This is a genomic window from Kineosporia rhizophila, from assembly GCF_021277265.1.
GTDB classification, from domain to species: domain Bacteria; phylum Actinomycetota; class Actinomycetes; order Actinomycetales; family Kineosporiaceae; genus Kineosporia; species Kineosporia rhizophila.
Genome location: NZ_JAJSOH010000022.1, coordinates 1 through 24507 on the forward strand (window position 1 = coordinate 1; position 24507 = coordinate 24507).

22 protein-coding genes are annotated in these 24507 nt (G+C 71.0%); 8 read left to right on the forward strand and 14 right to left on the reverse strand.

Annotation, left to right across the window (positions count from 1 at the left end; genetic code table 11):
- The 4 genes from LWF15_RS25685 to LWF15_RS25695 all read right to left on the reverse strand — a co-directional run.
- On the reverse strand, positions 1 to 267 hold a 267-nt coding region (locus LWF15_RS25685), incomplete at its 3' end, for a translation initiation factor IF-2 N-terminal domain-containing protein (protein WP_232813499.1).
- Between the two features lie 88 nt (positions 268 to 355).
- Entirely contained in the window at positions 356 to 745 is a 390-nt protein-coding gene (locus LWF15_RS38240) for a YlxR family protein (protein ID WP_408624005.1), read from the reverse strand.
- A gap of 54 nt (positions 746 to 799) precedes the next feature.
- Positions 800 to 1804, reverse strand: coding sequence for a transcription termination factor NusA (gene nusA / locus LWF15_RS25690; RefSeq protein WP_232813500.1), 1005 nt, complete (start codon positions 1802 to 1804; stop codon positions 800 to 802).
- An 11-nt stretch (positions 1805 to 1815) separates the two neighbouring features.
- The gene (locus LWF15_RS25695; protein ID WP_232813501.1) at positions 1816 to 2352 is read right to left on the reverse strand and encodes a ribosome maturation factor RimP; all 537 of its coding nucleotides are present in this window, start codon (positions 2350 to 2352) and stop codon (positions 1816 to 1818) included.
- A gap of 163 nt (positions 2353 to 2515) precedes the next feature.
- Between LWF15_RS25695 and LWF15_RS25700 the strand changes: the two genes are divergently transcribed.
- A complete protein-coding gene (locus tag LWF15_RS25700) occupies positions 2516 to 3556 on the forward strand; it encodes a DUF4439 domain-containing protein (RefSeq protein WP_232813502.1) in 1041 nt (346 codons plus the stop codon).
- A gap of 6 nt (positions 3557 to 3562) precedes the next feature.
- On the opposite strand, the gene LWF15_RS25705 is transcribed toward LWF15_RS25700, so the two are convergent.
- The 4 genes from LWF15_RS25705 to LWF15_RS25720 form a co-directional block, all read right to left on the reverse strand.
- The gene (locus LWF15_RS25705; protein WP_232813503.1) at positions 3563 to 4291 is read right to left on the reverse strand and encodes an HAD family hydrolase; all 729 of its coding nucleotides are present in this window, start codon (positions 4289 to 4291) and stop codon (positions 3563 to 3565) included.
- Position 4292: 1 nt separating this feature from the next.
- Entirely contained in the window at positions 4293 to 4709 is a 417-nt protein-coding gene (locus tag LWF15_RS25710; protein WP_232813504.1) for a pilus assembly protein CpaE, read from the reverse strand.
- Positions 4710 to 4728: 19 nt separating this feature from the next.
- Positions 4729 to 6510, reverse strand: a complete 1782-nt coding sequence (locus LWF15_RS25715; protein WP_232813505.1) for a proline--tRNA ligase — start codon at positions 6508 to 6510, stop codon at positions 4729 to 4731.
- A gap of 132 nt (positions 6511 to 6642) precedes the next feature.
- The gene (locus tag LWF15_RS25720; protein ID WP_232813506.1) at positions 6643 to 7908 is read right to left on the reverse strand and encodes a M50 family metallopeptidase; all 1266 of its coding nucleotides are present in this window, start codon (positions 7906 to 7908) and stop codon (positions 6643 to 6645) included.
- Between the two features lie 311 nt (positions 7909 to 8219).
- Between LWF15_RS25720 and ispG the strand changes: the two genes are divergently transcribed.
- On the forward strand, positions 8220 to 9371 hold the full coding sequence (gene ispG / locus LWF15_RS25725; protein ID WP_232813507.1) for a flavodoxin-dependent (E)-4-hydroxy-3-methylbut-2-enyl-diphosphate synthase: 1152 nt from the start codon (positions 8220 to 8222) through the stop codon (positions 9369 to 9371).
- Positions 9372 to 9406: 35 nt separating this feature from the next.
- Positions 9407 to 10258, forward strand: coding sequence for a GNAT family N-acetyltransferase (locus LWF15_RS25730; RefSeq protein ID WP_232813508.1), 852 nt, complete (start codon positions 9407 to 9409; stop codon positions 10256 to 10258).
- Positions 10259 to 10328: 70 nt separating this feature from the next.
- Here the strand turns inward: LWF15_RS25730 and dxr are convergent, their stop codons facing one another.
- Positions 10329 to 11501, reverse strand: coding sequence for a 1-deoxy-D-xylulose-5-phosphate reductoisomerase (gene dxr / locus LWF15_RS25735; RefSeq protein WP_232813509.1), 1173 nt, complete (start codon positions 11499 to 11501; stop codon positions 10329 to 10331).
- Positions 11502 to 11524: 23 nt separating this feature from the next.
- The gene (locus tag LWF15_RS25740) at positions 11525 to 13003 is read right to left on the reverse strand and encodes an NAD-dependent succinate-semialdehyde dehydrogenase (RefSeq protein ID WP_232813510.1); all 1479 of its coding nucleotides are present in this window, start codon (positions 13001 to 13003) and stop codon (positions 11525 to 11527) included.
- A 63-nt stretch (positions 13004 to 13066) separates the two neighbouring features.
- Here LWF15_RS25740 and gabT point away from each other — a divergent pair, with 63 nt between their 5' ends.
- The 3 genes from gabT (at position 13067) to LWF15_RS25755 (ending at position 17631) form a co-directional block, all read left to right on the forward strand.
- Entirely contained in the window at positions 13067 to 14428 is a 1362-nt protein-coding gene (gene gabT / locus LWF15_RS25745; RefSeq protein ID WP_232813511.1) for a 4-aminobutyrate--2-oxoglutarate transaminase, read from the forward strand.
- Complete coding sequence (locus tag LWF15_RS25750) at positions 14425 to 15777, forward strand: transaminase (protein ID WP_232813512.1); 1353 nt, start codon at positions 14425 to 14427, stop codon at positions 15775 to 15777. Before gabT ends, LWF15_RS25750 begins: the two co-directional genes overlap by 4 nt.
- Before the next feature lie 204 nt (positions 15778 to 15981).
- Positions 15982 to 17631, forward strand: a complete 1650-nt coding sequence (locus tag LWF15_RS25755) for an EAL domain-containing protein (protein WP_232813513.1) — start codon at positions 15982 to 15984, stop codon at positions 17629 to 17631.
- Between the two features lie 10 nt (positions 17632 to 17641).
- On the opposite strand, the gene LWF15_RS25760 is transcribed toward LWF15_RS25755, so the two are convergent.
- The 4 genes from LWF15_RS25760 to LWF15_RS25775 are packed head-to-tail and all read right to left on the reverse strand — an operon-like array spanning position 17642 to position 21592.
- Positions 17642 to 19045, reverse strand: a complete 1404-nt coding sequence (locus tag LWF15_RS25760; protein ID WP_232813514.1) for an NAD(P)/FAD-dependent oxidoreductase — start codon at positions 19043 to 19045, stop codon at positions 17642 to 17644.
- Positions 19042 to 19689: a pyridoxamine 5'-phosphate oxidase family protein gene (locus LWF15_RS25765; protein ID WP_232813515.1), complete on the reverse strand. Its 648-nt coding sequence runs from the start codon at positions 19687 to 19689 to the stop codon at positions 19042 to 19044. Before LWF15_RS25765 ends, LWF15_RS25760 begins: the two co-directional genes overlap by 4 nt.
- Positions 19686 to 21104, reverse strand: coding sequence for an aspartate aminotransferase family protein (locus tag LWF15_RS25770; RefSeq protein WP_232813516.1), 1419 nt, complete (start codon positions 21102 to 21104; stop codon positions 19686 to 19688). The genes LWF15_RS25765 and LWF15_RS25770 overlap by 4 nt, the downstream gene beginning before the upstream one ends.
- On the reverse strand, positions 21101 to 21592 hold the full coding sequence (locus LWF15_RS25775) for an Lrp/AsnC family transcriptional regulator (RefSeq protein WP_232813517.1): 492 nt from the start codon (positions 21590 to 21592) through the stop codon (positions 21101 to 21103). Before LWF15_RS25775 ends, LWF15_RS25770 begins: the two co-directional genes overlap by 4 nt.
- Positions 21593 to 22090: 498 nt before the next feature.
- Between LWF15_RS25775 and LWF15_RS25780 the strand changes: the two genes are divergently transcribed.
- Both LWF15_RS25780 and LWF15_RS25785 read left to right on the forward strand, forming a co-directional pair.
- Complete coding sequence (locus LWF15_RS25780) at positions 22091 to 23344, forward strand: ABC transporter substrate-binding protein (RefSeq protein ID WP_232813518.1); 1254 nt, start codon at positions 22091 to 22093, stop codon at positions 23342 to 23344.
- Positions 23345 to 23360: 16 nt separating this feature from the next.
- The gene (locus LWF15_RS25785) at positions 23361 to 24506 is read left to right on the forward strand and encodes an ABC transporter ATP-binding protein (RefSeq protein WP_232813519.1); all 1146 of its coding nucleotides are present in this window, start codon (positions 23361 to 23363) and stop codon (positions 24504 to 24506) included.
- Position 24507 lies beyond the last annotated feature (1 nt).

Consider the following 24507-nt stretch of genomic DNA (forward strand, 5'->3'; position numbering starts at 1 on the left):
CGGCGCCGGGGCGGGCCGGGCCGGGGCGGCCGGTGCGGATGCAGCGGCGGCCGGCGACGGCGTGGGCCGGGGCGCGGGTTTGGCGGACTTACGACCACCGGCACCCTCGGCGGCGGGCATCTGCTCACGCAGACGGCGCACCACGGGGGGCTCGACGGTGGACGAGGCGGAACGGACGAACTCGCCCATGTCTTGCAGCTTGCTCAGTACGGTCTTGCTGTCGACTCCAAGCTCTTTCGCGAGCTCGTAGACCCGGACCTTTGCCACATCTCTCCTGTCTCGGCCCGAGCCAGGAGGAGGCTACGGACCGTCGTTACGTTAAAGGGGTGCTCATCGGAGCGCGCTCATCGGGTGCTCACAGCGCCGAACCCGCCTTGCAGATGCTGCTCATAGCGTTGGACCCGCTTCCAGTGGAGGACACTTCTGACACCTGTGCTGTGAGGAACTCACGGACCTGAGCCACGTCGAGCGGCCCCCCGCGGCGTAGTGCCCGGGGAAACGCCCTGCGGCGCTCGGCGAGTTCAAGACAGCTCAGCCCGGGGTGCAGCGAGGCACCCCTGCCGGACAGCTTATGGCCCGGATCGGGGACGGCGCACCACTTGCCGCCGACTTCCACCGCGACCACTCGCAACAGGTCGGACCGGTGGCCACGTTCACGACACCCGATGCAGGTCCGGATCGGGCCCTGACGGGCCGATGCCGAAGCCTCGGGATTCGTGGCCGCGTGACCGGCCACCGAAATCATAGCCCCGGATGCGGCGACTTTGTTCCCAGGGTCAGCCTCGAGGTCAGCCAAGAGCTACTCGGAGCCCCCCGGGCCGGCCGTTCCGGCACCGGCCGGATCGGTGTCCGGGCGGATGTCGATCCGCCACCCGGTGAGCTTGGCCGCCAGCCGCGCGTTCTGCCCTTCCTTGCCGATCGCCAGCGAGAGCTGGTAGTCCGGCACGATCACCCGGGCCGAGCGGGCGTCCAGGTCCAGGACCTGCACCGACGACACCCGGGCGGGTGAGAGCGCGCTGGCCACGAAGGCCTGCGGGTCGTCGTCGAAGTCGACGATGTCGATCTTCTCGCCGCGCAGCTCGGTCATCACCGCACGCACCCGCGCGCCCATCGGGCCGATGCAGGCGCCCTTGGCGTTGACCCCGGCCACGGTGGCCCGTACGGCCACCTTGGAACGGTGACCGGCCTCACGGGCCAGGGCGGCGATCTCGACCGTGCCGTCGGCCACCTCGGGCACCTCGAGCGCGAACAGCTTGCGCACCAGGTTGGGGTGGGTCCGGGACAGGGTGATCGAGGGGCCCTTCATGCCCTTGCGCACCCCGACCACGTAGCAGCGCAACCGGGTCCCGTGCGGGTAGCTCTCGCCCGGAACCTGCTCGGCCGGCGGCAGGACCGCCTCGACCGTGCCCAGGTCGACGTGCACCATCCGCGGGTCGGAGCTCTGCTGCACGATGCCGGAGATGATGTCGCCCTCGCGGCCCCGGAACTCGCCCAGGACCTGCTCGTCCTCGGCGTCGCGCAGGCGCTGCAGGATGGTCTGCCGGGCGGTGGTCGCCGCGATCCGGCCGAACCCCACGGGCGTGTCGTCCCACTCGCGCCGGATCGCGCCGGTCTCGTCCAGCTCGCGGGCCCAGACCACCACGTGGCCGTTCTTGCGGTCGAGCTCCACCCGGGCGTGCGGCTGCGCGCCCTCGGTGCGGTTGTAGGCCTGCAGCAGAGCCGTCTCGATGGTCTGCACCAGGGTGTTGAGGGGGATCTCCTTCTCGCGCTCGATCGCGCGCAGGGCCGCCAGGTCGATGTCCATACCGTCAGCCCCTAGTTCTCTTCTTCGTCTTCGTCTTCGTCGTCTTCGTCCGCCTCGAGGTCGGCGAAGTCGTCCGGGTGCCCGAACTCCAGCTCGATCCGGCCCCCGGTGATCTCGGCCCAGGGAACCTCGTGCTCCTCGTCCAGCACGATGCCGGCCTCGGTGACCTCGGTCAGCCGGCCGGTGCGGGGCGTGGCGCCGGGCGCAGCGATCGTGCGCACCAGGCGCCGGCGGGCCCGCAGCCAGTGCCGGCGCTCGGTCAGGGGCCGGTCGGCACCGGGCGAGCTGACTTCAAGCACGTAGGGCGTGCCGCCCATCACGTTGCTGCTGTCGAGTTCCTGCGAGATCGCCTGCGAGACCTGGGCCACCGACTCCATCGGCACTCCGCCCAGCTCGGTCTCGGGCAGATCCACGGTGATCCGCAGCACTCGGCGCTTGCCGGCCGGGGTCACGGTGACGTTCTCGACCACCAGGCCGGCCTCGGCGGCCAGCGGTTCGGCCAGGGACCGCACACCGTCGGCCGCCGGGTGTCCGGAGGACGCGCTCATGCCGACCTCCTCGATATTGGGTTGGGACAATGCACACGACTGGAAGGCGCACCCCCGTGGGAGCGCGCCGCCGGACAACCATACCCGCTACGGAGAGCACCGCCGGACTTGTCAAGAGTTAGGGCGACAGCCCCGGAGGGTGTCTCGTGAAATGATTCTCCCCGTGCTGAGCCGCGTCACCGCAACCTCTCCCGCCCCTGTGAGCCGGCGGGTCCTCCTCGCACTCGGCACCGTCACCACCGCGGGCGGGGTGGCCGCCCTGAGCGGGTGCAGCACCGCCGGTGGGACCGCCCAGGCCGCGAGCACCACTCCCCCCGCCAGCACCTCCACCGAGGCCGAGGAACAGGCCGTGGCGGCCGTCGTGGCGCAGGTGCAGGCGCTGCACACCGGAGCGTCGAACCTGGCCGCGGGCACCCTGCCGAACGGCGCCACGCTGCGCGTCCCGGGTGCCACGGCGAGGCTGCTGACCCGGATCACGGCGGTGCACGAGGCCCAGCTCACGGCGCTCGGCTCCTCCGCCCCGACGAGCACCCCCACCCCCACCCCCACCGTCACCGCAGAGGCCGAAGCGGGCATCAACTCCCCCGGCGCCCAGGCCACGGCCGAGTGGAAGACCGCCCGGCTGGCCCTGACCAGCGCGGCCGGTCTGAGCACGGCCTTCGCCCTGCTCCTGTACAAGATCGCCGCCTCCTGCGCGGCCAACGCCGACCTGCTGCGCTCGGCGACCAAGGGCCGCGCGTTCAGCACCCTCACCGTGCTCGAGGAGGCCGGCCCGCAGGAGGAGGAGCCCGGGCTCACCGACGCCGAGGGCGAGGCGCTCAACCGTCTGCTGGCCGGTGAGCACGCCGCCTTCTACGCCTATCCCCTGGTGATCGCCCACATCGACAAGGCCCGCCAGAAGGTGGCCGGCTCGGTCTGGGCGGCCCACCGGCAGCAGCGCGACGAACTGGAGCGCCTGCTCATGACCGCGGGGCAGGATCCGGTCGAGTCGGGTGCGGCCTACGAGGTGGCCGCGCCGGCCGGTGCGGCGAAGGCGGCCGCCCTGGCGGCCACGATCGAACGCCGCCTGGCCGGCCTGGCCACCGACGTGATCGCGGCGGCCGAGACCCCGCAGACCGGCGCCACCGCGGCCGGGTTCCTGGTGGTCAGCACCCGGCGACAGGCCGCCTGGAGCAACCGGCCCGTGGCCGCGCCCGGAGCCTGAGAACCGTCAGAGCCACTCGTCCACGATCTTCAGCACGTCCAGCAGCCGCTGGGCGGTGCCGTCCGGCCTGACCTCCACCGGGACCTGCTGGTCGAGCGGGATGTCGCTGTGCGGCACGTGGATCGCCCGCAGCCCGGCCCGCTGGGCGCCGTGCACGTCCTCGTAGATCCGGTCGCCCACGTACACGCAGTTCGTCGCGGACGACCCGCCGACCGCCGCCACGGCGGCCGCGAACGCCTCCGGATGCGGCTTCACGTAAGGGATCTCGGAGGAGTAGACGTCCCCGTCGATCAGGTCGAGGATGCCGTCACGCCCGAACAGGCCGCGGTGGTAGTCGCGGGTCCAGATCGTGTTGGACAGCACCCCCACCCGCAGACCACGCTCGCGCAGGCCGGCGAACAGCTCCGGCACGTCCGGGTCGAGATAGGTGTGCGGCTCCCAGAACTCCTCGTAGGCCACCCGGGCGGCGTCGTGCCCCGGGTGGTCGGAGCGCACGCCGACCGCCTCGAACACGTCGGCCAGCCGGGCGCTCGCCCCGGACTCGCGCAGCCGGCCCCAGGCCTCGCGCTCGGCCGCCAGCATCCGGTCGGCCAGCTGGGCCCCGCCGTCGGGGTAGCCACCGATGTCCTCGGTGGCGTAGACCCGGGCGAAGACCCGCCACTGCTCGGCCAGGTCGATGGTGTGCCAGGGCGTGAGCGTGCCGCCCCAGTCGAAGATCACCGCTTCCAGGGACATCTCACTCCTGCCCGGGCGACAGCGAGGCCAGCACCCTCAACACGGCCCGGCCGTAGGCCGACTCCGCGTCCGGGTCGACCTCGCGGACCTCCTCGTCGCCCGTCCGGACGGTCACCGCCCAGCCACCGGTCACGCTCTCCAGCCCGACGAACCGCTCGCCCAGCAGCTCCCGCAGCTGTGTCTCGCGCGGCATCCAGACCACCTGACGCTGCTCCAGCGAGTCCAGCGCCCACTCGGTGGTGCCGTTGAAGCCGATCACCTGGCCGCCGGGCGTGTCGTGGATCTCCACCACCATGTGGCTGACCACGAAGACCTCGTCGTCCATGTTCCGGTCGGGCAGGACGAACCGGTCTCCGGGCAGGGGGTTCCAGGCCAGTCCGGCCTTGCGCAACTGCTGTGCCAGATCCAGGTCAAGCATGGAACCCCACCTACCCGCCTCAGCTACGAACTTCCGCCACCACGTGCTTCACCGCGTCACCGACCGGGACGTCGACGCTGTCGCCGGTCTTCCGGTCGCGGAACTCCACCACACCCTGGGCCAGGTTCTTGCCCACCACCAGGATCGAGGGCACCCCGATCAGGTCGGCGTCCTTGAACTTGATCCCGGGCGAGACCTTGCCCCGGTCGTCGTACAGCACCCGGACCCCGGCGGCCTCGAGCTCCAGCGACAGCTTCTCGGCCGCCTCGAAGACCGCGTCGTCCTTGCCCTGCTTGCCCTGGGCGAGAACGTGCACGTCGGCCGGGGCCACCTCACGGGGCCAGCACAGCCCCTTCTCGTCCCACGACGCCTCGGCGATCGCGGCCAGGGCCCGGCTGACGCCGATCCCGTACGAGCCCATCGTCACGGTGACCAGCTTGCCGTTCTGGTCCAGCACCTGCAGCCCGAGAGCCTCCGCGTACTTGCGGCCGAGCTGGAAGATGTGGCCGATCTCCAGGCCCCGGGCCAGCGTCAGGCTGCCGTCGGTGCCCTCGGTGGCGCAGACCGGGCAGGGGTCGCCCTCGCGCACGTTGGCGGCCTCGATCGTGCCGTCGGCGGTGAAGTCGCGACCGGCGACCAGGTCGAACACGTGCTTACCGGGCTGGTTGGCACCGGTGATCCAGGCGGTGCCCTCGACCACGCGGGGGTCGAGCAGATAGCGGATGCCGGTCTCCGACTCCGCCCCCAGCGCCTGCGGGCCGATGTAGCCCTTGACCAGGCCGGGGTGCTTGGCGAAGTCGGCCGCCTCGAAGGGCTCGACCTCGGCCGGGGCCAGCGCCGCCTCGAGCCGCTTGACGTCCACGTCGCGGTCACCGGGCACGCCGACGATCAGCGGTTCCCGCTCGCCGGTGGGGTGCACCAGCATGACCACGACGTTCTTCAGCGTGTCGGCGGCGGTGAAGTCGCGGCCGGGGAACATCTCGTTGGCCGCGGCGACCAGCGTCTCGATGGTGGGGGTGTCGGGGGTGTCCTCGACGTGCGCGGCGGGCAGGCCCTCGAGCGCGACGGCGGCCGGCGCGGGGGTGGTCACCGCCTCGGCGTTGGCCGAGTAGTGGCCCAGGGTGCAGCGCACGAACGTGTCCTCACCGATCTCGGTGGGGTGCAGGAACTCCTCGCTGCGGCTGCCGCCCATCGCCCCGGAGGTGGCGGTGACGATCTCGAAGGGCAGGCCCAGGCGGCCGAACGTCTTGATGTAGGCGTTGCGGTGGCGCAGGTAGGAGGCGTCCAGGCCGGCGTCGTCGACGTCGAACGAGTAGCTGTCCTTCATCACGAACTCGCGCCCGCGCAGCAGGCCGGCCCGGGGACGGGCCTCGTCGCGGTACTTGGTCTGGATCTGGTAGAGCGCGACCGGCAGGTCCTTGTACGAGGAGTACAGGTCCTTCACCAGGAGGGTGAACATCTCCTCGTGGGTGGGGCCGAGCAGGAAGTCGTTGCCCCGCCGGTCCTTCAGGCGGAACAGGTTCTCGCCGTACTCGGTCCAGCGGTTGGTCGCCTCGTAGGGCTCCCGGGGCAGCAGCGCCGGGAAGTGCACCTCCTGGAAGCCGGCGGCGTCCATCTCCTCCCGGACGATCCGCTCGACGTTCTGGTACACGCGGTACCCCAGGGGCAGCCAGGAGTAGATACCGGGGGCGGCGCGGCGCACGTACCCGGCGCGCACCAGCAACCGGTGACCCGGCACCTCGGCGTCCGCCGGGTCCTCGCGAAGTGTTCGCAGGAACAGCGACGACATCCGAAGCAGCACGTTGACTCATCCTCCTGATTGATTTCCGGCCAGAGCCGGGAGCCTAGTCCTTCAGGAGGGAGGATCCCGCCACGGTCACCGGGGCGACCAGTGGTTTTCGAGCTTGAGGACGCTGGTGGGCACCGATGCGGGTCAGTTCAGCCGGATCGGGTTCACCACGTCGACCGAGACGGTCAGCAGCGTGAAGGCCCCGAAGATGGCGATGATCACCAACGTCACCGGGATCAGCTTCTCCCGGTCGACCGGGCCCGGGTCGGGCCGCTGCCGGCGCAGGGCCAGCTTGCGGCGGGCCGCCTCGTACCAGCCCACGGCGATGTGCCCACCGTCGAGCGGGGGCAGCGGCAGCAGGTTGAACAGGCCCAGGAACACGTTCAGCCCGGCCAGGATCGACAGGAACGTGGCCGCCCCGTCGATGCCGCTGGTCTCGACGATCTCGCCGCCCAGCCGGCTGGCCCCGACCACGCTGATCGGGTCGTCCTGCGAGCGCTCGGCGCCGAGCAGGGCGTTCCACAGCGAACTGATCTTGCCGGGCAGCTTGGCGATCGCCTCGTAGCCGCGCACGATCGTCTCGCCGGTGGTGGTGAACGCCTGGCCGACGCTGTCGAAGAAGCCCGAGCGCACGTTGTACGTCTCGGTCAGGTTGGTGATGCCGATCGTCGGCGTGGCCACCAGGGTGCTCGCGTCCGCGGCGCCCAGCGGCGGGCGCTGGGTGCTGACCAGGCTGATCTCGGTGGTCTTCTCGGCCCCGTCGCGCAGGTAGGTCAGCGGCACCGCCTCGCCCACCGGCTGCTCGCGCACGGCCTTCTGGAAGGCCGCGTACGAGGTGATCGCGGTTCCGCCGATGCTGGTGATCTCGTCGCCGCGCTGCAGGCCGGCCTGGGCGGCGGGCGAGCGCGGATCGGCGTCGGTGCAGGCCCGCAGGGCGCCCTGCTCGGTGACGTCGTAGGTCGGGATCACGCAGTCGGAGACCCGGCCGACCACGGCGGGGGTCTGGTCGAGCTCCTTCAGGGTCGGGACGCCGAACAGCCAGAACGCCGGGACCAGCAGGAGGATCGCGATCAGCAGGTGCACGATCGAGCCGGCCGCGAGCACCAGGGTGCGCTGCCACAGCGGCTTCTGCCAGAACGCCCGGCCCTGCTGCTCGGTCTCCTCGCTCTCCGGCTCCTCCACCCCCGGCGCCATGCCGATGATGTTGACGAAACCGCCCAGCGGCACGGCCTTGAGGCCGTACTCCGTCTCACCCCGGCGGAACGACCAGACCGTGGGCCCGAACCCGGCGAAGTAGCGGGTCACCCGCATGCCGAAGAGCTTGGCCGTCAGCATGTGCCCGGCCTCGTGCAGACAGACGCTGAGGAGAAGGCCGAGGGCGAACAGGACCACCCCGATCGTGTAGCTCATCCTGGCCGTTACTCCCTGCTGCCCACTGAAGCACCATGCGTTCCACCGGATCGGGGAACGCCCACTTTTATACCTGTCCAGACTGTCGAACCGGTGCACAGGACATTCCGGGTGCCTCTCCATCGACCGGTGTGAACTTCCGGTGGAGGGTCCGTGAGGGTGAGGTGCCCGTGAGGGCTGGTGAGAAGAAGCACCCGCGGGGGACGGCATAATTGGCGCGCCGGGCCGTTCTCTAGGTCTGGACGGCCGGGTCCGATCGGCCGAACGGGCTAGCACACGGGGAAATTTCCTCAAGGAGGCACGGTTCAGGTATGAGCGTCAGTCTGGGTATGCCGAAGGCACCGCCCCCGGTGCTGAACCCGCGCCGCAAGTCCCGCCAGATCCAGGTCGGCAAGGTCGCGGTGGGCGGTGACGCACCCGTCTCGGTGCAGTCGATGACCACCACGCTGACCTCCGACATCAACGCCACGCTGCAGCAGATCGCCGAGCTCACCGCGGCCGGCTGCGACATCGTCCGGGTGGCCTGCCCCAGCCAGGACGACGCCGACGCGCTGCCCGCGATCGCCAAGAAGTCGCAGATCCCGGTAATCGCCGACATCCACTTCCAGCCGAAGTACGTGTTCGCCGCGATCGACGCCGGCTGCGCCGCGGTCCGGGTCAACCCGGGCAACATCCGGCAGTTCGACGACAAGGTCAAGGAGATCGCCAAGGCGGCCGGTGACGCCGGCACCTCGATCCGGATCGGCGTCAACGCCGGCTCGCTGGACAAGCGCCTGCTGGAGAAGTACGGCAAGGCCACCCCCGAGGCCCTGGTCGAGTCGGCGGTCTGGGAGGCCTCGCTGTTCGAGGAGCACGGCTTCCGCGACTTCAAGATCTCGGTCAAGCACAACGACCCGGTGGTCATGGTGCGGGCCTACGAGCTGCTCGCCGAGCGCGGCGACTGGCCGCTGCACCTGGGCGTCACCGAGGCCGGGCCGGCCTTCCAGGGCACGATCAAGTCGGCCGTGGCCTTCGGCCACCTGCTCGGCCAGGGCATCGGCGACACGATCCGGGTGTCGCTGTCCGCCCCGCCGGTCGAGGAGGTCAAGGTCGGCATCCAGATCCTGCAGTCGCTGAACCTGCGCCCGCGCAAGCTGGAGATCGTCTCCTGCCCCTCCTGCGGTCGCGCCCAGGTGGATGTGTACACGCTGGCCGAGCAGGTCACCGCGGGTCTGGAGGGCATGGAGGTGCCGCTGCGGGTGGCCGTGATGGGCTGCGTGGTGAACGGTCCCGGCGAGGCGCGGGAGGCCGATCTGGGAGTAGCCTCCGGCAACGGCAAGGGCCAGATCTTCGTGCGGGGCGAGGTGGTCAAGACGGTGCCCGAGTCGAAGATCGTGGAGACACTGATCGAGGAAGCCATGCGGATCGCCGAGGAGATGGGCGATGATGCGCCCGAGGGCACCCCGCAGGTGAGTGTCAGCTAAGACCTCCAGGTCACTACGTCGGTTGGGGATTGCACGTGCTGCGCTCGGCGCTGAAGGTTCTGGCCAGGGACGACGTCGAAGAGGCCTTGGCGCTGTGCGACCAGGACCCGGTGGCCAACCTGTTCGTGGCGGCGCGGCTGCGCGCGCTGCGCGGTGACCCGCGCCGGCACGGCGGCGAGATCTGGGGCTGGTACGAGGGCGGTTCGATGCGCGCGGCCTGCTGGTCGGGCGCCAACCTGGTGCCGGTCAACGCCGGTGAGCAGGCGGTCGAGGCGTTCGCCTACCGGGCCCGGCGCAGCGGCCGGCAGTGCTCCTCGATCGTCGGGCCGGCGCACATGGTGCTCGGGCTGTGGCAGCACCTGCAGGCCTCGTGGGGCCCGGCCCGCGACATCCGGGCCAACCAGCCGCTGATGGCGATGTCGTCGGCCCCCTCGGTGGAGCCCGACCCGCTGGTGCGCCGCAGTCAGATGTCGGAGCTGGAGCTGCTGGTCCCGGCCTGCGTGGCGATGTTCACCGAGGAGGTCGGCTACTCGCCGGTGGCGGCCGACGGCGGCGCGGTCTACCGGGCCCAGGTCAGCGGGCTGGTCGCGTCCGGCCGCTCGTTCGTGCGGATGGACGACACCGAGGCCGGCCCGGTGGTGGTGTTCAAGGCCGAACTGGGCTCGGTGGTCCCGGAAGCCGTACAGGTGCAGGGGGTCTGGGTGAACCCGCGCTACCGCGGTCAGGGGGTGGCCGCCCCGGCGATGGCCGCGCTGGTCGAGACGGTGCGGCGGGAGGTGGCGCCGGTGGTGTCGCTGTACGTCAACGGCTACAACACCCGCGCGATCCGGGCCTACGAGCGGGTCGGCTTCCAGACCGTGGGCACCTACGCCACGATCCTGTTCTAGAAAAACTGTTTGAAGACGTCGGTGGGCCTCCTCCGTGGGAGGCCCACCATCGTCCTCAATTCGGTTTGCTTTACAGATCAATGCGCTTACGCGCCTGCTGCCGCGCCCAGGCGTCGGCGGCGAGCACCGCCTCGATGCTCAGCTCCCCCGCCTCGGTGTGGTCGGCCAGCACCGCCTCGACCACCTCGAGGATCTGGTTGAACCCGATCCGCCCGTCGTGGAAGGCCCAGACGCACTCCTCGTTGGCCGCGTTGTAGACCGCGGGGAACGTGCCCGCGCGCCCGCCCGCCTCGCGGGCCAGCCGCACGCCCGGGAAGGCCTCGTCGTCGAGCGGGAAGAACTCCCAGGTGGAGGCCTTGGTCCAGTCCAGGCCGGGGGCGGCCTCGGGCACCCGGTGCGGCCAGCCCAGACCCAGCGCGATGGGCAGGCGCATGTCCGGCGGGGAGCACTGGGCCAGGGTGGAGCCGTCGGTGAACTCGACCATCGAGTGCACGATCGACTGCGGGTGCACCACCACGTCGATCCGCTCGAACGGGATCCCGAAGAGCAGGTGCGCCTCGATCACCTCCAGGCCCTTGTTCACCAGCGTGGCCGAGTTGGTGGTGACCATCAGGCCCATGTCCCAGGTGGGGTGCTTCAGCGCCTCGGCGGGCGTGACCGTGGCCAGGTCGTCGCGGGTGCGGCCGCGGAAGGGCCCGCCGCTGGCGGTGAGCACCAGCCGCCGGACCTCCTCGGCCGTACCTCCGCGCAGGGCCTGGGCCAGCGCCGAGTGCTCCGAGTCGACCGGCACGATCTGGCCCGGGGCAGCGGCCGCGGTGACCAGCTCCCCACCGATGATCAGCGACTCCTTGTTGGCCAGGGCCAGGGTGTGCCCCGCCCCCAGCGCGGCCAGCGTGGGCGCCAGCCCGATCGCGCCGGTGATGCCGTTCAGCACCACGTCGCACGGGCGGGCCGCGAGCTGGGCGGCGGCGTCCGGCCCGGACAGGATCTCGATGCCGTGGCCGGACCCGGCCTGCTCGGTCAGCGCGGCCTCGAGCTCGGCCTGCTTCGAGGCGTCGCCGAGCGCGACCACCGGCACCCGGAGCCGGGCCGCCTGCTCGGCCAGCAGCCGGACCTGACCGCCCCCGGCGGCCAGGCCGACGATCCGGAACAGCTCCGGGTTGCGCTGGACCACGTCGATCGCCTGGGTCCCGATCGACCCGGTGGAACCCAGAAGCACGACGTCACGACGCTCGAAAGACATGCCGCGCATCCTGCCAGAGGCGGTTACAGGGCTATCCCCACGTACTTCGTCTCCAGGTACTCCTCGATCCCCTCGACCCCGCCCTCGCGGCCGAAGCCGGAGTGCTTGACCCCGCCGAACGGCGCCGCCGGGTTGGACACGATGCCCTGGTTCAGCGCCACCATCCCGGTCTCCAGCCCCTCGGCCACCCGCAGGGCGCGGGAGACGTCGCGGGTGAACACGTAGGCCACGAGGCCGAACTCGGTGTCGTTGGCCATCGCCAGCGCCTCGTCCTCGGAGCCGAACGTGGTGATCGGGGCGACCGGGCCGAAGATCTCCTCGGAGAGCATGCGGGCCCCCGGCTCCACCCCGGTGAGCACGGTGGGCGCGTAGAAGTAGCCCCGCTCCCCCACCGGCGACCCGCCGACCAGCACCTTGGCGCCGCCCTCGACCGCGTCGGCCACCAGCTCGCCCACCTTGTCCCGGGCGCGGGCGTCGACCAGCGGCCCGACGTCCACCCCGGCCTCGGTGCCGCGGCCGAGCTTGAGCGCTCCCATCCGCCCGGCCAGGCGGGCGCCGAACTCCTCGGCCACCGAGCGGTGCACCAGGAAACGGTTGGCGGCGGTGCAGGCCTCGCCGATGTTGCGCATCTTGGCCAGCATCGCGCCCTCGACCGCGGCGTCCAGGTCGGCGTCGTCGAACACCAGGAAGGGCGCGTTGCCGCCGAGTTCCATCGACACCCGCAGCAACTGGGTGGCCGACTGCTCGACCAGCCTGCGCCCGACCGGGGTGGAGCCGGTGAACGAAAGCTTGCGCAGCCGGTGGTCACGCAGCAGCGGTTCGATCACCTCGGGGGTGCGCGAGGTGGAGATGACGTTGAGCACGCCGTCGGGCAGGCCGGCCTCGGCCAGCAACCCGGCCAGCGCGTACATCGACAGCGGGGTCTGCGGGGCCGGCTTGACCACCATCGTGCAGCCCGCCGCCACCGCCGGGCCGATCTTGCGGGTGCCCATGGCCAGCGGGAAGTTCCAGGGGGTGATGAAAAGGCACGGCCCGACCGGCTGTTTCATGGTGAGCAGCCGGGTGGCGCCGTTCGGGGCGACCGACCAGCGCCCGGCGATGCGCACCGCCTCCTCGGAGAACCAGCGGAAGAACTCGGCCGCGTAGGCGATCTCGGCCCGCGACTCGGCCAGCGACTTGCCCATCTCCAGGGTCATCAGCAGGGCCAGGTCGTCGGCCCGGTCGATCATCAGCTCGTAGGCCCGGCGCAGGATCTCCCCGCGCTCGCGGGGTGCGGTGGCGGCCCACTCCTTCTGCTTCTCGGCCGCCGCGGTCAGGGCGTCGCGCCCGTCCTCGACCCCGGCGTCGGCGACCTGGGCGATCACCTGGCCGGTGGCCGGGTCCTCCACGTCCATCCGGGCCGCGTTGCCGGCCGGCCGCCACCGGCCGTCGATGAACAGCCCGCCCGGGACGCCGTCGAGGACGGCCGCCTCCTGGGCCGACAGACCCGTCGTCGCGCTCATGTCCCGCTCCTTCGCACCGGTTCGGCCATGGGGAAAGATCCGTCGGAACCCTATGCTGGGCGCATGCCCGACTCCACCCTCCCCCAGTCCGGCGCGGCGCGCGAGGTCACCCAGAAACGGTCGTTGGTCACCGAACTGCCGGGGCCCCGCTCCCGCGAGCTGGCGGCCCGGCGCGATGCGGCGGTGGCCTCGGGGGTGAGCAGCCTGATGCCGGTGTTCGCGGCCCGGGCGGCCGGCGGCATCGTGGTCGACGTCGACGGCAACCACCTGATCGACCTGGGCTCGGGCATCGCCGTCACCACGGTCGGCCACAGCGTGCCGGCGGTCGTGGCGGGGGTGCAGCAGCAGATCGCCGAGTTCAGCCACACCTGCTTCACGATCACCCCCTACGAGGGCTACGTGGCCGTCTGCGAGGCGCTGAACCGGCTCACCCCGGGCGATTTCGAGAAGCGCTCGGCGCTGTTCAACTCCGGCGCCGAGGCGGTGGAGAACGCGGTGAAGATCGCCCGGCGGGCCACCGGCCGCGACACCGTGGTGGTGTTCGACCACGCCTACCACGGCCGCACCAACCTGACCATGGCGATGACCGCCAAGAACATGCCCTACAAGGACGGTTTCGGCCCGTTCGCCGGCGAGGTCTTCCGCGCGCCGATGTCCTACCCGCTGCGGGACCCGCTGGGTTCCGACGGCGCCGCGGCCGCGGCCCGGGCGATCGGCGAGATCGAGAGCCAGGTCGGCGCGAGGCGGGTGGCCTGCCTGGTGATCGAGCCGATCCAGGGCGAGGGCGGGTTCGTCGAGCCGGCCCCGGGTTTCCTGCCCGCCCTGGCCTCCTGGTGCACGGCCAACGGCGTGGTGTTCGTGGCCGACGAGGTGCAGTCGGGGTTCGCCCGCACCGGGCGGATGTTCGCCTCCGAGCACGAGGACCTGGTGCCCGACCTGGTGGTCACGGCCAAGGGCATCGCGGCCGGGATGCCGCTGTCGGCGGTCACCGGGCGCGCCTCGATCATGGACGCGGCGCACGCCGGCGGCATCGGCGGCACCTACACGGGTAACCCGGTCTCCTGCGCGGCCGCGCTGGCCGCGATCGCCACCATCGAGGACGAGGGGCTGGTGGAGACCGGCCGGCGCCTGGGCGAGCGGCTGCGTGCCTTCCTGCTCGAACTGCAGCAGAAGTTCCCCGAAATCGGAGACGTCCGTGGGCGCGGAGCGATGCAGGCGATCGAACTCGTGGTTCCCGGCTCCCTGGAACCCGACGCGGCGCTGGCCGGCCGGCTGGCCCGGTACTGCCACGAGCGCGGGGTGATCACGCTGACCTGCGGAACCTACGGCAACGTGATCCGGTTCCTGCCGCCGGTGACGATCGGCGACGAACTGCTCGACGACGCACTGGCCGTGCTGGCCGAGGCTTTCGAGGTGGTCCGGTGAAACTCGACCGTGAGCGGCTACGTCAGTTGCAGGCCCAGGAAGAGGAACGGTTCGCCCGCGAGCGGCCGCGCTCGCAGGGGCTGGCCGAGCAGGCGCGTGAGCACCTGACCGGGGGCGTGCCGATGTCCTGGATGGTCAAGTGGCCCGGACCCTTCCCGGTGTTCGTGGAAGAGGCCCAGGGCGCCCACTTCACCTGCGCCGACGGCATCGACCACGTGGACCTGTGCCTGGGCGACACCGGCGCGATGTGCGGGCACTCCCCGGCCGCCACCGTGGCCGCGGTGCGCGAGCAGGTGGTCCGGGGCATCACCTCGATGCTGCCCACGGCCGACGCGGCGATCGCGGCGGGCGAGCTGAGCCGGCGCTTCGGCCTGCCGCAGTGGCAGTTCACGCTGACCGCGACCGACGCCAACCGCCACGTGATCCGCTACGCCCGGCACCTCACCGGCCGCGCCAAGGTGGTGGTGATCGACTACTGCTACCACGGCACGGTCGACGAGACCTTCGCCGTGCTCTCCCCCGAGGGCACCACGGTCTCCCGCCCGGGCAACATCGGTGCCCCGGTGCCGCTGGACCAGACCACGGTGGTGGTCCCGTTCAACGACCTGGCCTCGATGGAGGCCGCCCTGGCCGGTGGTGACATCGCCGCCGTCCTGCTCGAGCCGGCCATGACCAACATCGGCATCGTGCTGCCCGAACCCGGCTACCACGAGGCACTTCGGGCCCTCACCCGGCGCTACGGCACCCTGCTGGTGATCGACGAGACGCACACCCTGTGCGCCGGCCCGGGCGGCTGCACCGGCGCCTGGCAGCTGGAGCCCGACGTGGTCGTGGTGGGCAAGACCGTCGGCGGCGGCATCCCGGCCGCCGCCTTCGGCCTGACCAGCGAGATCTCGGCGCGGGTGCAGGCCTCGGTCGAGCTGCCGGACATCGACGTGGGCGGGGTCGGCGGCACCCTGGCGGGCAACGCCCTGTCGATGGCCGCGGTCCGGGCCACGCTCACCCAGGTCCTCACCGACGACGTGTTCGCGGGCATGGAGGTGCTGGCCGAGCGCTGGGCCGACGGGGTGCAGGGAGTGCTCGACGAGTTCGGCGTGCCCTGGCACGTGACCCGGCTGGGCTGCCGGGCCGAGTACGCGTTCTCGCCGCAGCCTCCGCGCACCGGTGGCGAGGCGGCCGCCTCGGACGACTTCGAGCTGCAGCAGTACCTGCACCTGCAGGCCCTGAACCGGCGCGTGCTGCTCACCCCGTTCCACAACATGGCCCTGATCAGCCCGGCCACCACCGAGGCCGACGTGGACCAGCACACCGTCGCGTTCCGTGAGGCGGTGCAGGCCCTCTCCGGCTGATCTCACCGAGGATGACCACAGCAGCCCCTGGAAGCCCCTGATTCCACCGTCCGCGTCCGCCTCCATCCACTGGTTGTGACGAAAAGGTGGCCGTTCAGTCGATCCACCGGCGCGGGGCACGAGTGGAAAGCTGCCGAGCAGTAACCAGCAGGGGCTACAACCCACGGCCGCTGCGTCACCCTCTCCCCCAGGGGTTCTTCGAAGATGCCAAGTTCGTCCGTCCCGTCGGCCCGGCGCGGTGCGATGGTCACCGACGACGGACCGTGCCTCCGGCCGATCCAGCCGCAGCAGTTCCCCGGTGGGCTGCACGCGGCCTCGGCCGAGGCCGCTCGGCGTCTGCAGCAGGCCGCGGTGCGCCGCATCGTCACCACCGGCGGGCCGGAGATCGTCTTCCAGCCCCAGCTGTCGCTCTCCCGGATGACGGTGGAGGGTTACGAGGCGCTCGCCCGCTTCCCCGAGACGCCGTTCCAGGGCCCGGAGAACTGGTTCAACCGGGCCCACGAGCTGGGTCTGGGTGTGGAGCTGGAGGTTTCGGCGGTGCAGCGGGCCCTGGGCCGGCTGCGCGAACGTCCGGCCGACACCACCGTGGCGGTCAATGTCTCCCCCGCCGTGCTGATCAGCCCCGCCCTGTCCGCGGTGCTGCCGAGCGATCTGCACGGCGTCGAGATCGAGCTGACCGAGCACGAGTGGCGCACCGGCGCCGCTGCCCTGCGCCGCCGGCTCGACCACCTGCGCGAGCGCGGCGCCCGCGTGGCGATCGACGACGTGGGGGCGGCCCACTCGGGGCTGCGACGGGTGATGGATCTGGCCCCGGACAAGCTGAAGCTCGACCGGGCACTGGTGCAGGGAGTGGCGAACAGCTCGGCGAAGGCGGCCCTGGTGCGGGCCGTGGTCGACCTGGCCGAGCAGATCGGGGCCACGGTCTGCGCCGAGGGGGTGGAGAACCTCGACGACCTGGAGGCCGTGGCCGACCTGGACGTGGCCTGCGCCCAGGGCTGGGCGGTCGGCATGCCGGCCGGGCACTTCGCCGAGGCCGAGCCCTCGGCGGTGCGCTCGGCGCAGGACCGGCTCGCGGTGATGCTCCGCGGCGGCCCGCCCCGATCCCTCCGCTGCGCGGCCACCCCCGCCACGGGCGACATTGCGGCACCTCTATCTGGCACTTCGGGGGCCCACGCTCCGGTGCCCGGCGCACCCGAGGTCGGGCCTCCGGCGACCGGCGCGGCAACTTCGCCGACGTCGGCAGCTGCAGCCCGGGCCGATCTGGTGCTGGATGCCGAGCCCACCAAGCCCACCAAGCCCATCGAGCCCACCGAGCCCGTGGCCCAGCCGGTGAAGCAGCCGGCCCCGTTACTGCCCCCCGACCGGCTGGTCCACGACGTGGACGACCTGCTCACCCACCTCACCACCGTGACCGGCCTGCCCGAGCTGCACACCCTGGTCAGTGGGTGCGCCGCTGTGCTGGGTGCGGAAACCCTGGTGCTGAGCGTGCTCTCGGCCGACGGCACCACCCTCTCGTCGGCGCCCACCCGCAGCCGCCCCTCCGCGTACGGCGAGTCGTTCCCGCTCGCCGGATTTCCGCTGACCCGCGACTGTCTCGAGGGCCGCTCGGTGGTGCCGGTCTACCGCGAGCCGAGCGCCGTCACCGACCCGGGTGAGCAGGCCGAGCGGGGGCTGCTGCAGCTGCTGGGTTTCCAGACCGTGCTGATGGTGCCGGTGATCAGCCGCGACCGGGTGATCGGGCTGCTGGAGTGCTTCCGGCCCGACCCGGCGCCCTGGTCGCGCCGGCAGATCCGCTCGGCCCGCACCGTCGCCGCCATGCTCGGCCCGGTGCTCGACGGGCTCCTCCCTTCCTGAGCAGGCTTTTTCAGTGTCCCAGCAGCGGCGCCATCAGCCGGGCCGCCACCGAGGGCCGTGAGGTGAGGCGTTCTTCGGCGTCGGCCGCCGTCATCGCCCGCAGCCCGGCGTTGGTGCCCAGCCAGCGCAGCGGCTCGGGCTCCCAGTTGCGCGAGCGGTGCCCCACCCAGGGCAGGTGCACCAGGTCGGTGTCGCGCTCCAGCACCAGGTCGGCCAGGGTGCGCCCGGCCAGGTTGGTGGTGGACAGCCCGTCGCCCACGTAGCCCCCGGCCCAGCCGACGCCCGAGGCGCGGTCCAGGCCGACCGAGGCCTTCCAGTCGCGGGCGATCCCGAGCGGCCCGCCCCAGCCGTGGGTGAAGTTGAACCCCCGCAGCTGTGGGAACAACCCGTTCAGGGTACGGCGCAGCGCTGCGAAGACCCGTGGATCACGGTCGAAGTCCGGGTCGATCCGGGAACCGAAATGGTAAGGCGCACCGCGCCCACCGAAGGCGATCCGATCGTCCATCGTTCTCTGCCCGTAGATGACCAGGTGCCGGGCGTCGGTGAAGGTCTCACCGCGTTCCAGGCCGACCTGGGCCCAGAACTCGGCGGGCAGCGGTTCGGTGGCGACCATCAGCGAGTAGATCGGGGCGATCGCCCGGTGGCTTCCCGGCAGCTGTGACGTCCAGGCCTCGGTGGCCCGGATGACGTGCTCGGCACGCACCCGGCCCTGGGCCGTGCGCACCACCGGACCGCCCGAACCACCCGGATCACCAGGCTCGATGGCTAGGGCCGGGGTCTGTTCCAGCACCCGGCCGCCGAGCCGCTCGACCACCTCGGCCAGTCCGCGCACCAGCAGAGCCGGCTGCAGGCGGGCGCAGTGCGGCGTGTAGCCGGCCCCGAGCACCCCGCCGGCCCGCAGGCGCTCGGCGGTCTGCGCCTCGCTCCATTCCTCGTAACCGTCGATCCCGTCGAGCTTCTGGTCGGCCTCGACGGCTTCGCGTACCCGCTGGAGCTGCACCTGCGAGCGGGCCAGCTCGATCGTGCCGCCCTGCCGGTAGTGACAGTCGATGCCCTCGGCCTCGGCCACCCGGCCCACCTCGGTCACCGTCTGGTTCATCGCCCGGCGCATGGCCAGGGCCTGGTCCAGACCGTGCTCGCGGGCCATCGCCGAGACCCCCGAGGGGAACAGGGCCGAGCACCAGCCCCCGTTGCGCCCACTGGCCCCGAACCCGGCGATCTGCGCCTCGAGCACCACGACCCGCAGCGAGGGGTCGGCCCTGAGCAGGTAGTAGGCCGTCCAGAGACCGGTCAGGCCGCCGCCCACGATGCAGACGTCGACGTCCAGGTCACCTTCCAGCGCGTCCCGGGGGGTCAGCGGATCCCCGGCCGCCGCGGCCTGGTCGAACCACAGCGACACGTCCTGGTAGTTCACGAGCGGCCCTCCGGCCAGGTGGCCAGCGCTTCCGGCACAGCCGGATCGCCCGGCAGACCGGGCGCGGTGATCGGGGTGCCCCAGGAGTGGTGCAGGGGTACGACACCTCCCCAGACCTCCCGGTCGAAGTCTTCCGACGCGTCTTCCGGTTCGTTCTTCGCCGATACCTTGAGCGACCACTCGGTGAGCGGAAGGGCCAGGACCGACGTGGCCGCCAGTTCCTTGGCCGACGGGGTGCGGGCCTGGGTCATGCCCGGCATCAGGGCCTCGGCCAGAACCGCGAGCCCCCGCTCCTTCTCCTCGCCCTCCAGCGCCCGGTAGGCCCCGAAGAGCATGGCGCTGCGGTAGTTCATCGACGACTCGAACTGGCTGCGGGCCACCACCACCCCGTCCAGCAGGGTGATGGTGGTGCAGGTCTCGACGCCGGTGGCCAGGAACCGGAAGGCCTGGGAGGCGTTGGAACCGTGGATCAGCAGGCGGTCGCCGTCACGCGCCGTCCCGACCGGCACCACCGCCAGCCGGCCCGGGGCGGGCACCGCGACGTGCGCGACCAGGGCCGCGTCGAGCACCTGGTCGAGCACCTCGCGGTCGGTGACCTGCTTGCCCGGGATCCGCCGGACGGTGGTTCGGAGTCGTTCTCTCACAGCTGGTTCCAGGCCTCCGTGAGCACCCCGCGCAGGATGCCCTCGATCTCGTCGAAGTCGGCCGGGCCCAGGGTGAGCGGCGGCGAGAGCTGGATCACCGGGTCGCCCCGGTCGTCGGCCCGGCAGTACAGACCGGCCTCGAACAGGGCCTTGGACAGGAAACCGCGCAGCAGGCGCTCGGACTCGTCCTCGTCGAAGGTGGTCCGGGTGTTCTTGTCCTTCACCAGCTCGATGCCGTAGAAGAAGCCCTCACCGCGCACGTCGCCGACGATCGGCAGGTCGAGCAGCCGCTCCAGGGTGGCCCGGAACACCGGGCCGTTGGTGCGGACGTTCTCGAGCAGCCCCTCGTTCTCGAACAGGTCGAGGTTGGCCAGGGCCACCGCCGAGGAGACCGGGTGCCCGCCGAAGGTGTAGCCGTGCGGGAAGTAGTTCGCGCCGTCCTTGAACGGCTCGAACAGCCGGTCGCTGGCGATCATCGCCCCGATCGGCGAGTAGCCGCTGGTCATGCCCTTGGCACAGGTGATGATGTCGGGCACGTAGCCCATCTCGGAGCAGGCGAACATGCCGCCGACCCGGCCGAACGCGCAGATCGTCTCGTCCGAGACCAGCAGCACGTCGTACTGGTCGCAGATCTCGCGCACCCGCTCGAAGTAGCCCGGGGGCGGCGGGAAGCAGCCACCGGCGTTCTGCACCGGCTCCAGGAACACCGCCGCCACGGTGTCGGGGCCCTCGAACTCGATCGCCTCGGCGATCCGGTCGGCGGCCCAGCGGCCGAACTGCTTGGGATCGCCGCGCAGGTCGTCGGCGGCCCGGTAGATGTTGGTGTTGGGCACCCGGAAGGCGCCGGGCACCAGCGGCTCGAACATCTGCTTCAGACCGGGGATCCCGGTGATCGACAGGGCGCCCTGGGTGGTGCCGTGGTACGCGATCGACCGCGAGATCACCTTGGTCTTGAGCGGCTTGCCGCTGAGCTTCCAGTACTGCTTGGCCAGCTTCCAGGCGCTCTCCACCGCCTCACCGCCGCCGGTGGTGAAGAAGACCCGGTTCAGGTCGCCCGGCGCGTAGTGGGCCAGCCGCTCGGCCAGCTCGATCGCCGGCGGGGTGGCGTAGGACCAGAGCGGGAAGTAGGCCAGCTCCCGGGCCTGGCGGGCGGCGGCCTCGGCGAGCTCCTCGCGGCCGTGCCCGGCCTGCACCACGAACAGCCCGGCCAGACCGTCGATGTAGCTGCGCCCGTTCGAGTCGAAGATGCGGTGCCCCTCGCCGCGCACGATCACCGGAACCGGGTCGGGCTCGGGCCCGAAATAGCCCGAGTGGCGGGTGAAGTGCAGCCAGAGATTGTCGCGGGCCTTCTCCTGGAGGGCCTGCGTCAGCGCGTCCTGCGGCGGGATCGTCGGGTTCTCGGGCGTCGTGGTCATCGGGTACCCCAGTTGTAGAGCTGCTTGCGGAGCTTGAGATAGACGAACGTCTCGGTGGTCCGGACCCCGGACAGCGCCCGGATCCGCCGGCTCACCAGTTCCAGCAGGTGGTCGTCGTCCTCACAGACCACCTCGACCAGCAGGTCGAACGAGCCCGCGGTGACCACCACGTAGTCCACCTCGGTCATCGCCGACAGTTCGTCGGCGACCGACTCGATCTCCCCGTCGACGGTGACGCCGATCATCGCCTGCCGGGTGAAACCGACCTGCAGAGGATCGGTGACGGCCACGATCTGCATGACCCCGTGGTCGAGCAGACGCTGCACGCGCTGCCGGACCGCCGCCTCGGAAAGGCCCACGGCCTTGCCGATCGCGGCGTAGGGACGGCGGCCGTCCTCCTGCAGCTGCTCGATGATCTGCTTCGAGGTCTCGTCCAGCGGCTGGGAGGCGTTCGGCCGGCCGGCCGGCCGCACGAGTTTGCGCGTCACCCCGTGATCCTTACCCCTCACCTGCGGCATTGACAATAGATTTCGTTGTTTCCGGTGCGAAAACAATCCGAATCGGTACCGGCGGAGCATCTGCCCTACGGAAACTGACAGATTGAGTGCGACGCCCTCCTTTCCTTCCGGTGGGTGATCGACGACCCGCGGCCGAAAGTGCTCCTGCGAGCCGGTTTCACCGGTCGCAACCGCCCATCGGGTAACGAATCCGTTGCGTTTACCCGGCGAACGCCACGGAAAACCATGTTGACGCCTTGCCGTGCAAGTTAACGGCGTGTCAGTATCCGGAATCGATCTGCCCCCGGGTACTTCCTGACGGTGACGCATCGTGAGAGCGCCGCCGGTCCCCGCGAAAGTTAACGACGTGTTGCGAACAGTGCGTGATAGGCGCCGGAGCCGAATTCCGCACTTAGCCTGACGCCTGCCCATGCGTCCGGTCGCCCTCCCGAAGCGCCACCCGAAGTGTCAGGAAAGGACTTACGTCCCATGACCCAGCGCCGCCGCCGTCCGCTTTCCCCCGAAGCCGCGGCTGTCATCCGCGCGCAACGTTCGGCCGGCCGGTTCAGCCGCCGGACGTTGTTCGCCGGAGCCGGCACCGCCGGGCTCGGCGCCGCCCTCGCCGCCTGTGGCACCTCGGCCCCCGGCACCAGCGGCGGTGAAGGCGACGGCAGGCCCACGGCCGCCAAGGACCTCTCGGCCACCGAGAAGAAGGTCAACTGGGCCAACTGGACGCTGTACCTGGACTACGACGACAACACCAAGAACTACCCGACGCTCCAGGCCTTCGAGAAGGAGTCCGGGATCACCGCCACGTACGACGAGGCGATCGAGGACAACGACTCGTACTACGGCAAGATCCAGGGCCAGCTGCGCAACGGCCAGGACATCGGCAAGGACGTCATCGTCTTCACCGACTACATGGCCGCCCGGGTGATCAAGCAGGGCTACGTGCAGGAGCTGAACCAGGCCAACCTGCCCAACGCCGCGAACATCCTGGACAACCTGAAGACGGTCGACTTCGACAACGGCCGTAAGTACTCGCTCACCTGGCAGTCCGGTTACGCCGGCATCGCCTGGAACAAGGAGCGCCTGCCCAAGGGCCTCAAGAGCGTCGACGACCTGTGGAAGCCCGAGCTCAAGGGCAAGGTCGAGGTGCTCTCGGAGATGCGTGACACGCTCGGCCTGATCATGCTCAACCAGGGCGTCGACATCTCCGGCGCGTTCACCGCCGACCAGTTCGGCAACGCCCTCGACGTGCTCGAGGAGCAGCTCACCAACGGCCAGATCCGCCAGGTGAAGGGCAACTCCTACAAGGAGGACCTGATCTCCGGCGACGCGCTCGCGGTGATCGGCTGGTCCGGCGACATCACCCAGCTGAACGCCGAGAACGGCGACAAGTGGGGGTTCGCGATCCCGGAGGCCGGCGGCACCCTCTGGAGCGACAACATGCTGGTGCCGATCGGCTCCCCGCACCGCACCAACGCCGAGGCGCTGATGAACTACTACTACGACCCCGAGGTCGCCGCCGAGGTCGCCGCCTACGTGAACTACATCTGCCCGGTGAAGGGTGCCCAGGAGGTCATGGCCTCCAGCAAGGACAAGGAACTGCGGGCCCTGGCCAAGAACCCGAAGATCTTCCCCGACCAGGCGGACCTGGCCAAGGTCAAGGTCTTCCGGACGCTCGAGGGCACCGAGGAGACCGAGTTCACCTCCGAGTTCCAGCGCGTCCTCGGCAACTGAAACAAGGGGTTTCACCATGGCGACTGCGGAAGCGGGCTCGGACCTGCGGCTCAGCGGCGTGACCAAGCGGTTCTCCGCGTTCACGGCCGTCGACGGCCTGGACCTGACGATCGAGCAGGGCGAGTTCTTCGCCCTGCTCGGCCCGTCGGGCTGCGGCAAGACCACCACCCTGCGGATGGTGGCCGGGCTCGAGGAACCCACCGAGGGCACGATCCACCTGGGCGGTCTGGACGTGACCCACCGCAAGCCGTACCAGCGGCCGGTCAACACGGTCTTCCAGAACTACGCGCTCTTCCCGCACCTGTCGGTGTTCGAGAACGTCGCGTTCGGCCTGCGCCGGCGTGGGGTGAAGAACGTGCGGCAGCAGGCCCTGGACGCCCTCGACCTGGTCGAGCTGGGCCACCTGGCCAAGCGCCGGCCGGCCCAGCTGTCCGGTGGTCAGCAGCAGCGCATCGCCCTGGCCCGGGCCGTGGTGAACCGGCCCCAGGTGCTGCTGCTGGACGAGCCGCTGGGCGCCCTGGACCTGAAACTGCGCCGCCAGATGCAGATCGAGCTCAAGCGCATCCAGACCGAGGTCGGCATCACCTTCGTGCACGTCACGCACGACCAGGAGGAGGCCATGACGATGGCCGACCGGGTGGCGGTGATGAACCACGGCCGGATCGAGCAGCTGGGGGCGCCGACCGACCTGTACGAGGCGCCGCGGACCACGTTCGTGGCGAACTTCCTGGGCCAGTCCAACCTGGTGCCGGTGCGCCGGGCCGGCACCGACGGCGACTACCTGGTGGTCGAGGTGCAGGGCCAGCGGGTGGGCATCCTGCGTGGTCGCTGCGAGAACGACGGTGACCTGCTGCTCGGCGTCCGGCCGGAGAAGATCCAGATCATGGACGCCGGTGCGCGGGTACCGCACGCACTCAACCGGTTCACGGGTGGAGTGGTCGTGGACGCGAGCTACCTGGGCGTGTCCACCCAGTACCTGGTGCGCATGCCCTGGGGGCAGAACCTCACCGTGTTCTCCCAGAACCTGGGCCTGGGCGTCGGTTTCCGTGACGGCGAGCAGGTGCAGCTGGCCTGGGAACCGGACCACAGCTTCGGCCTGGCCGGCGACGCGGACGCCGGGGTCGACGAGGACGCGGCCGAGCTCACCGCGCTGAAGGGCTGAG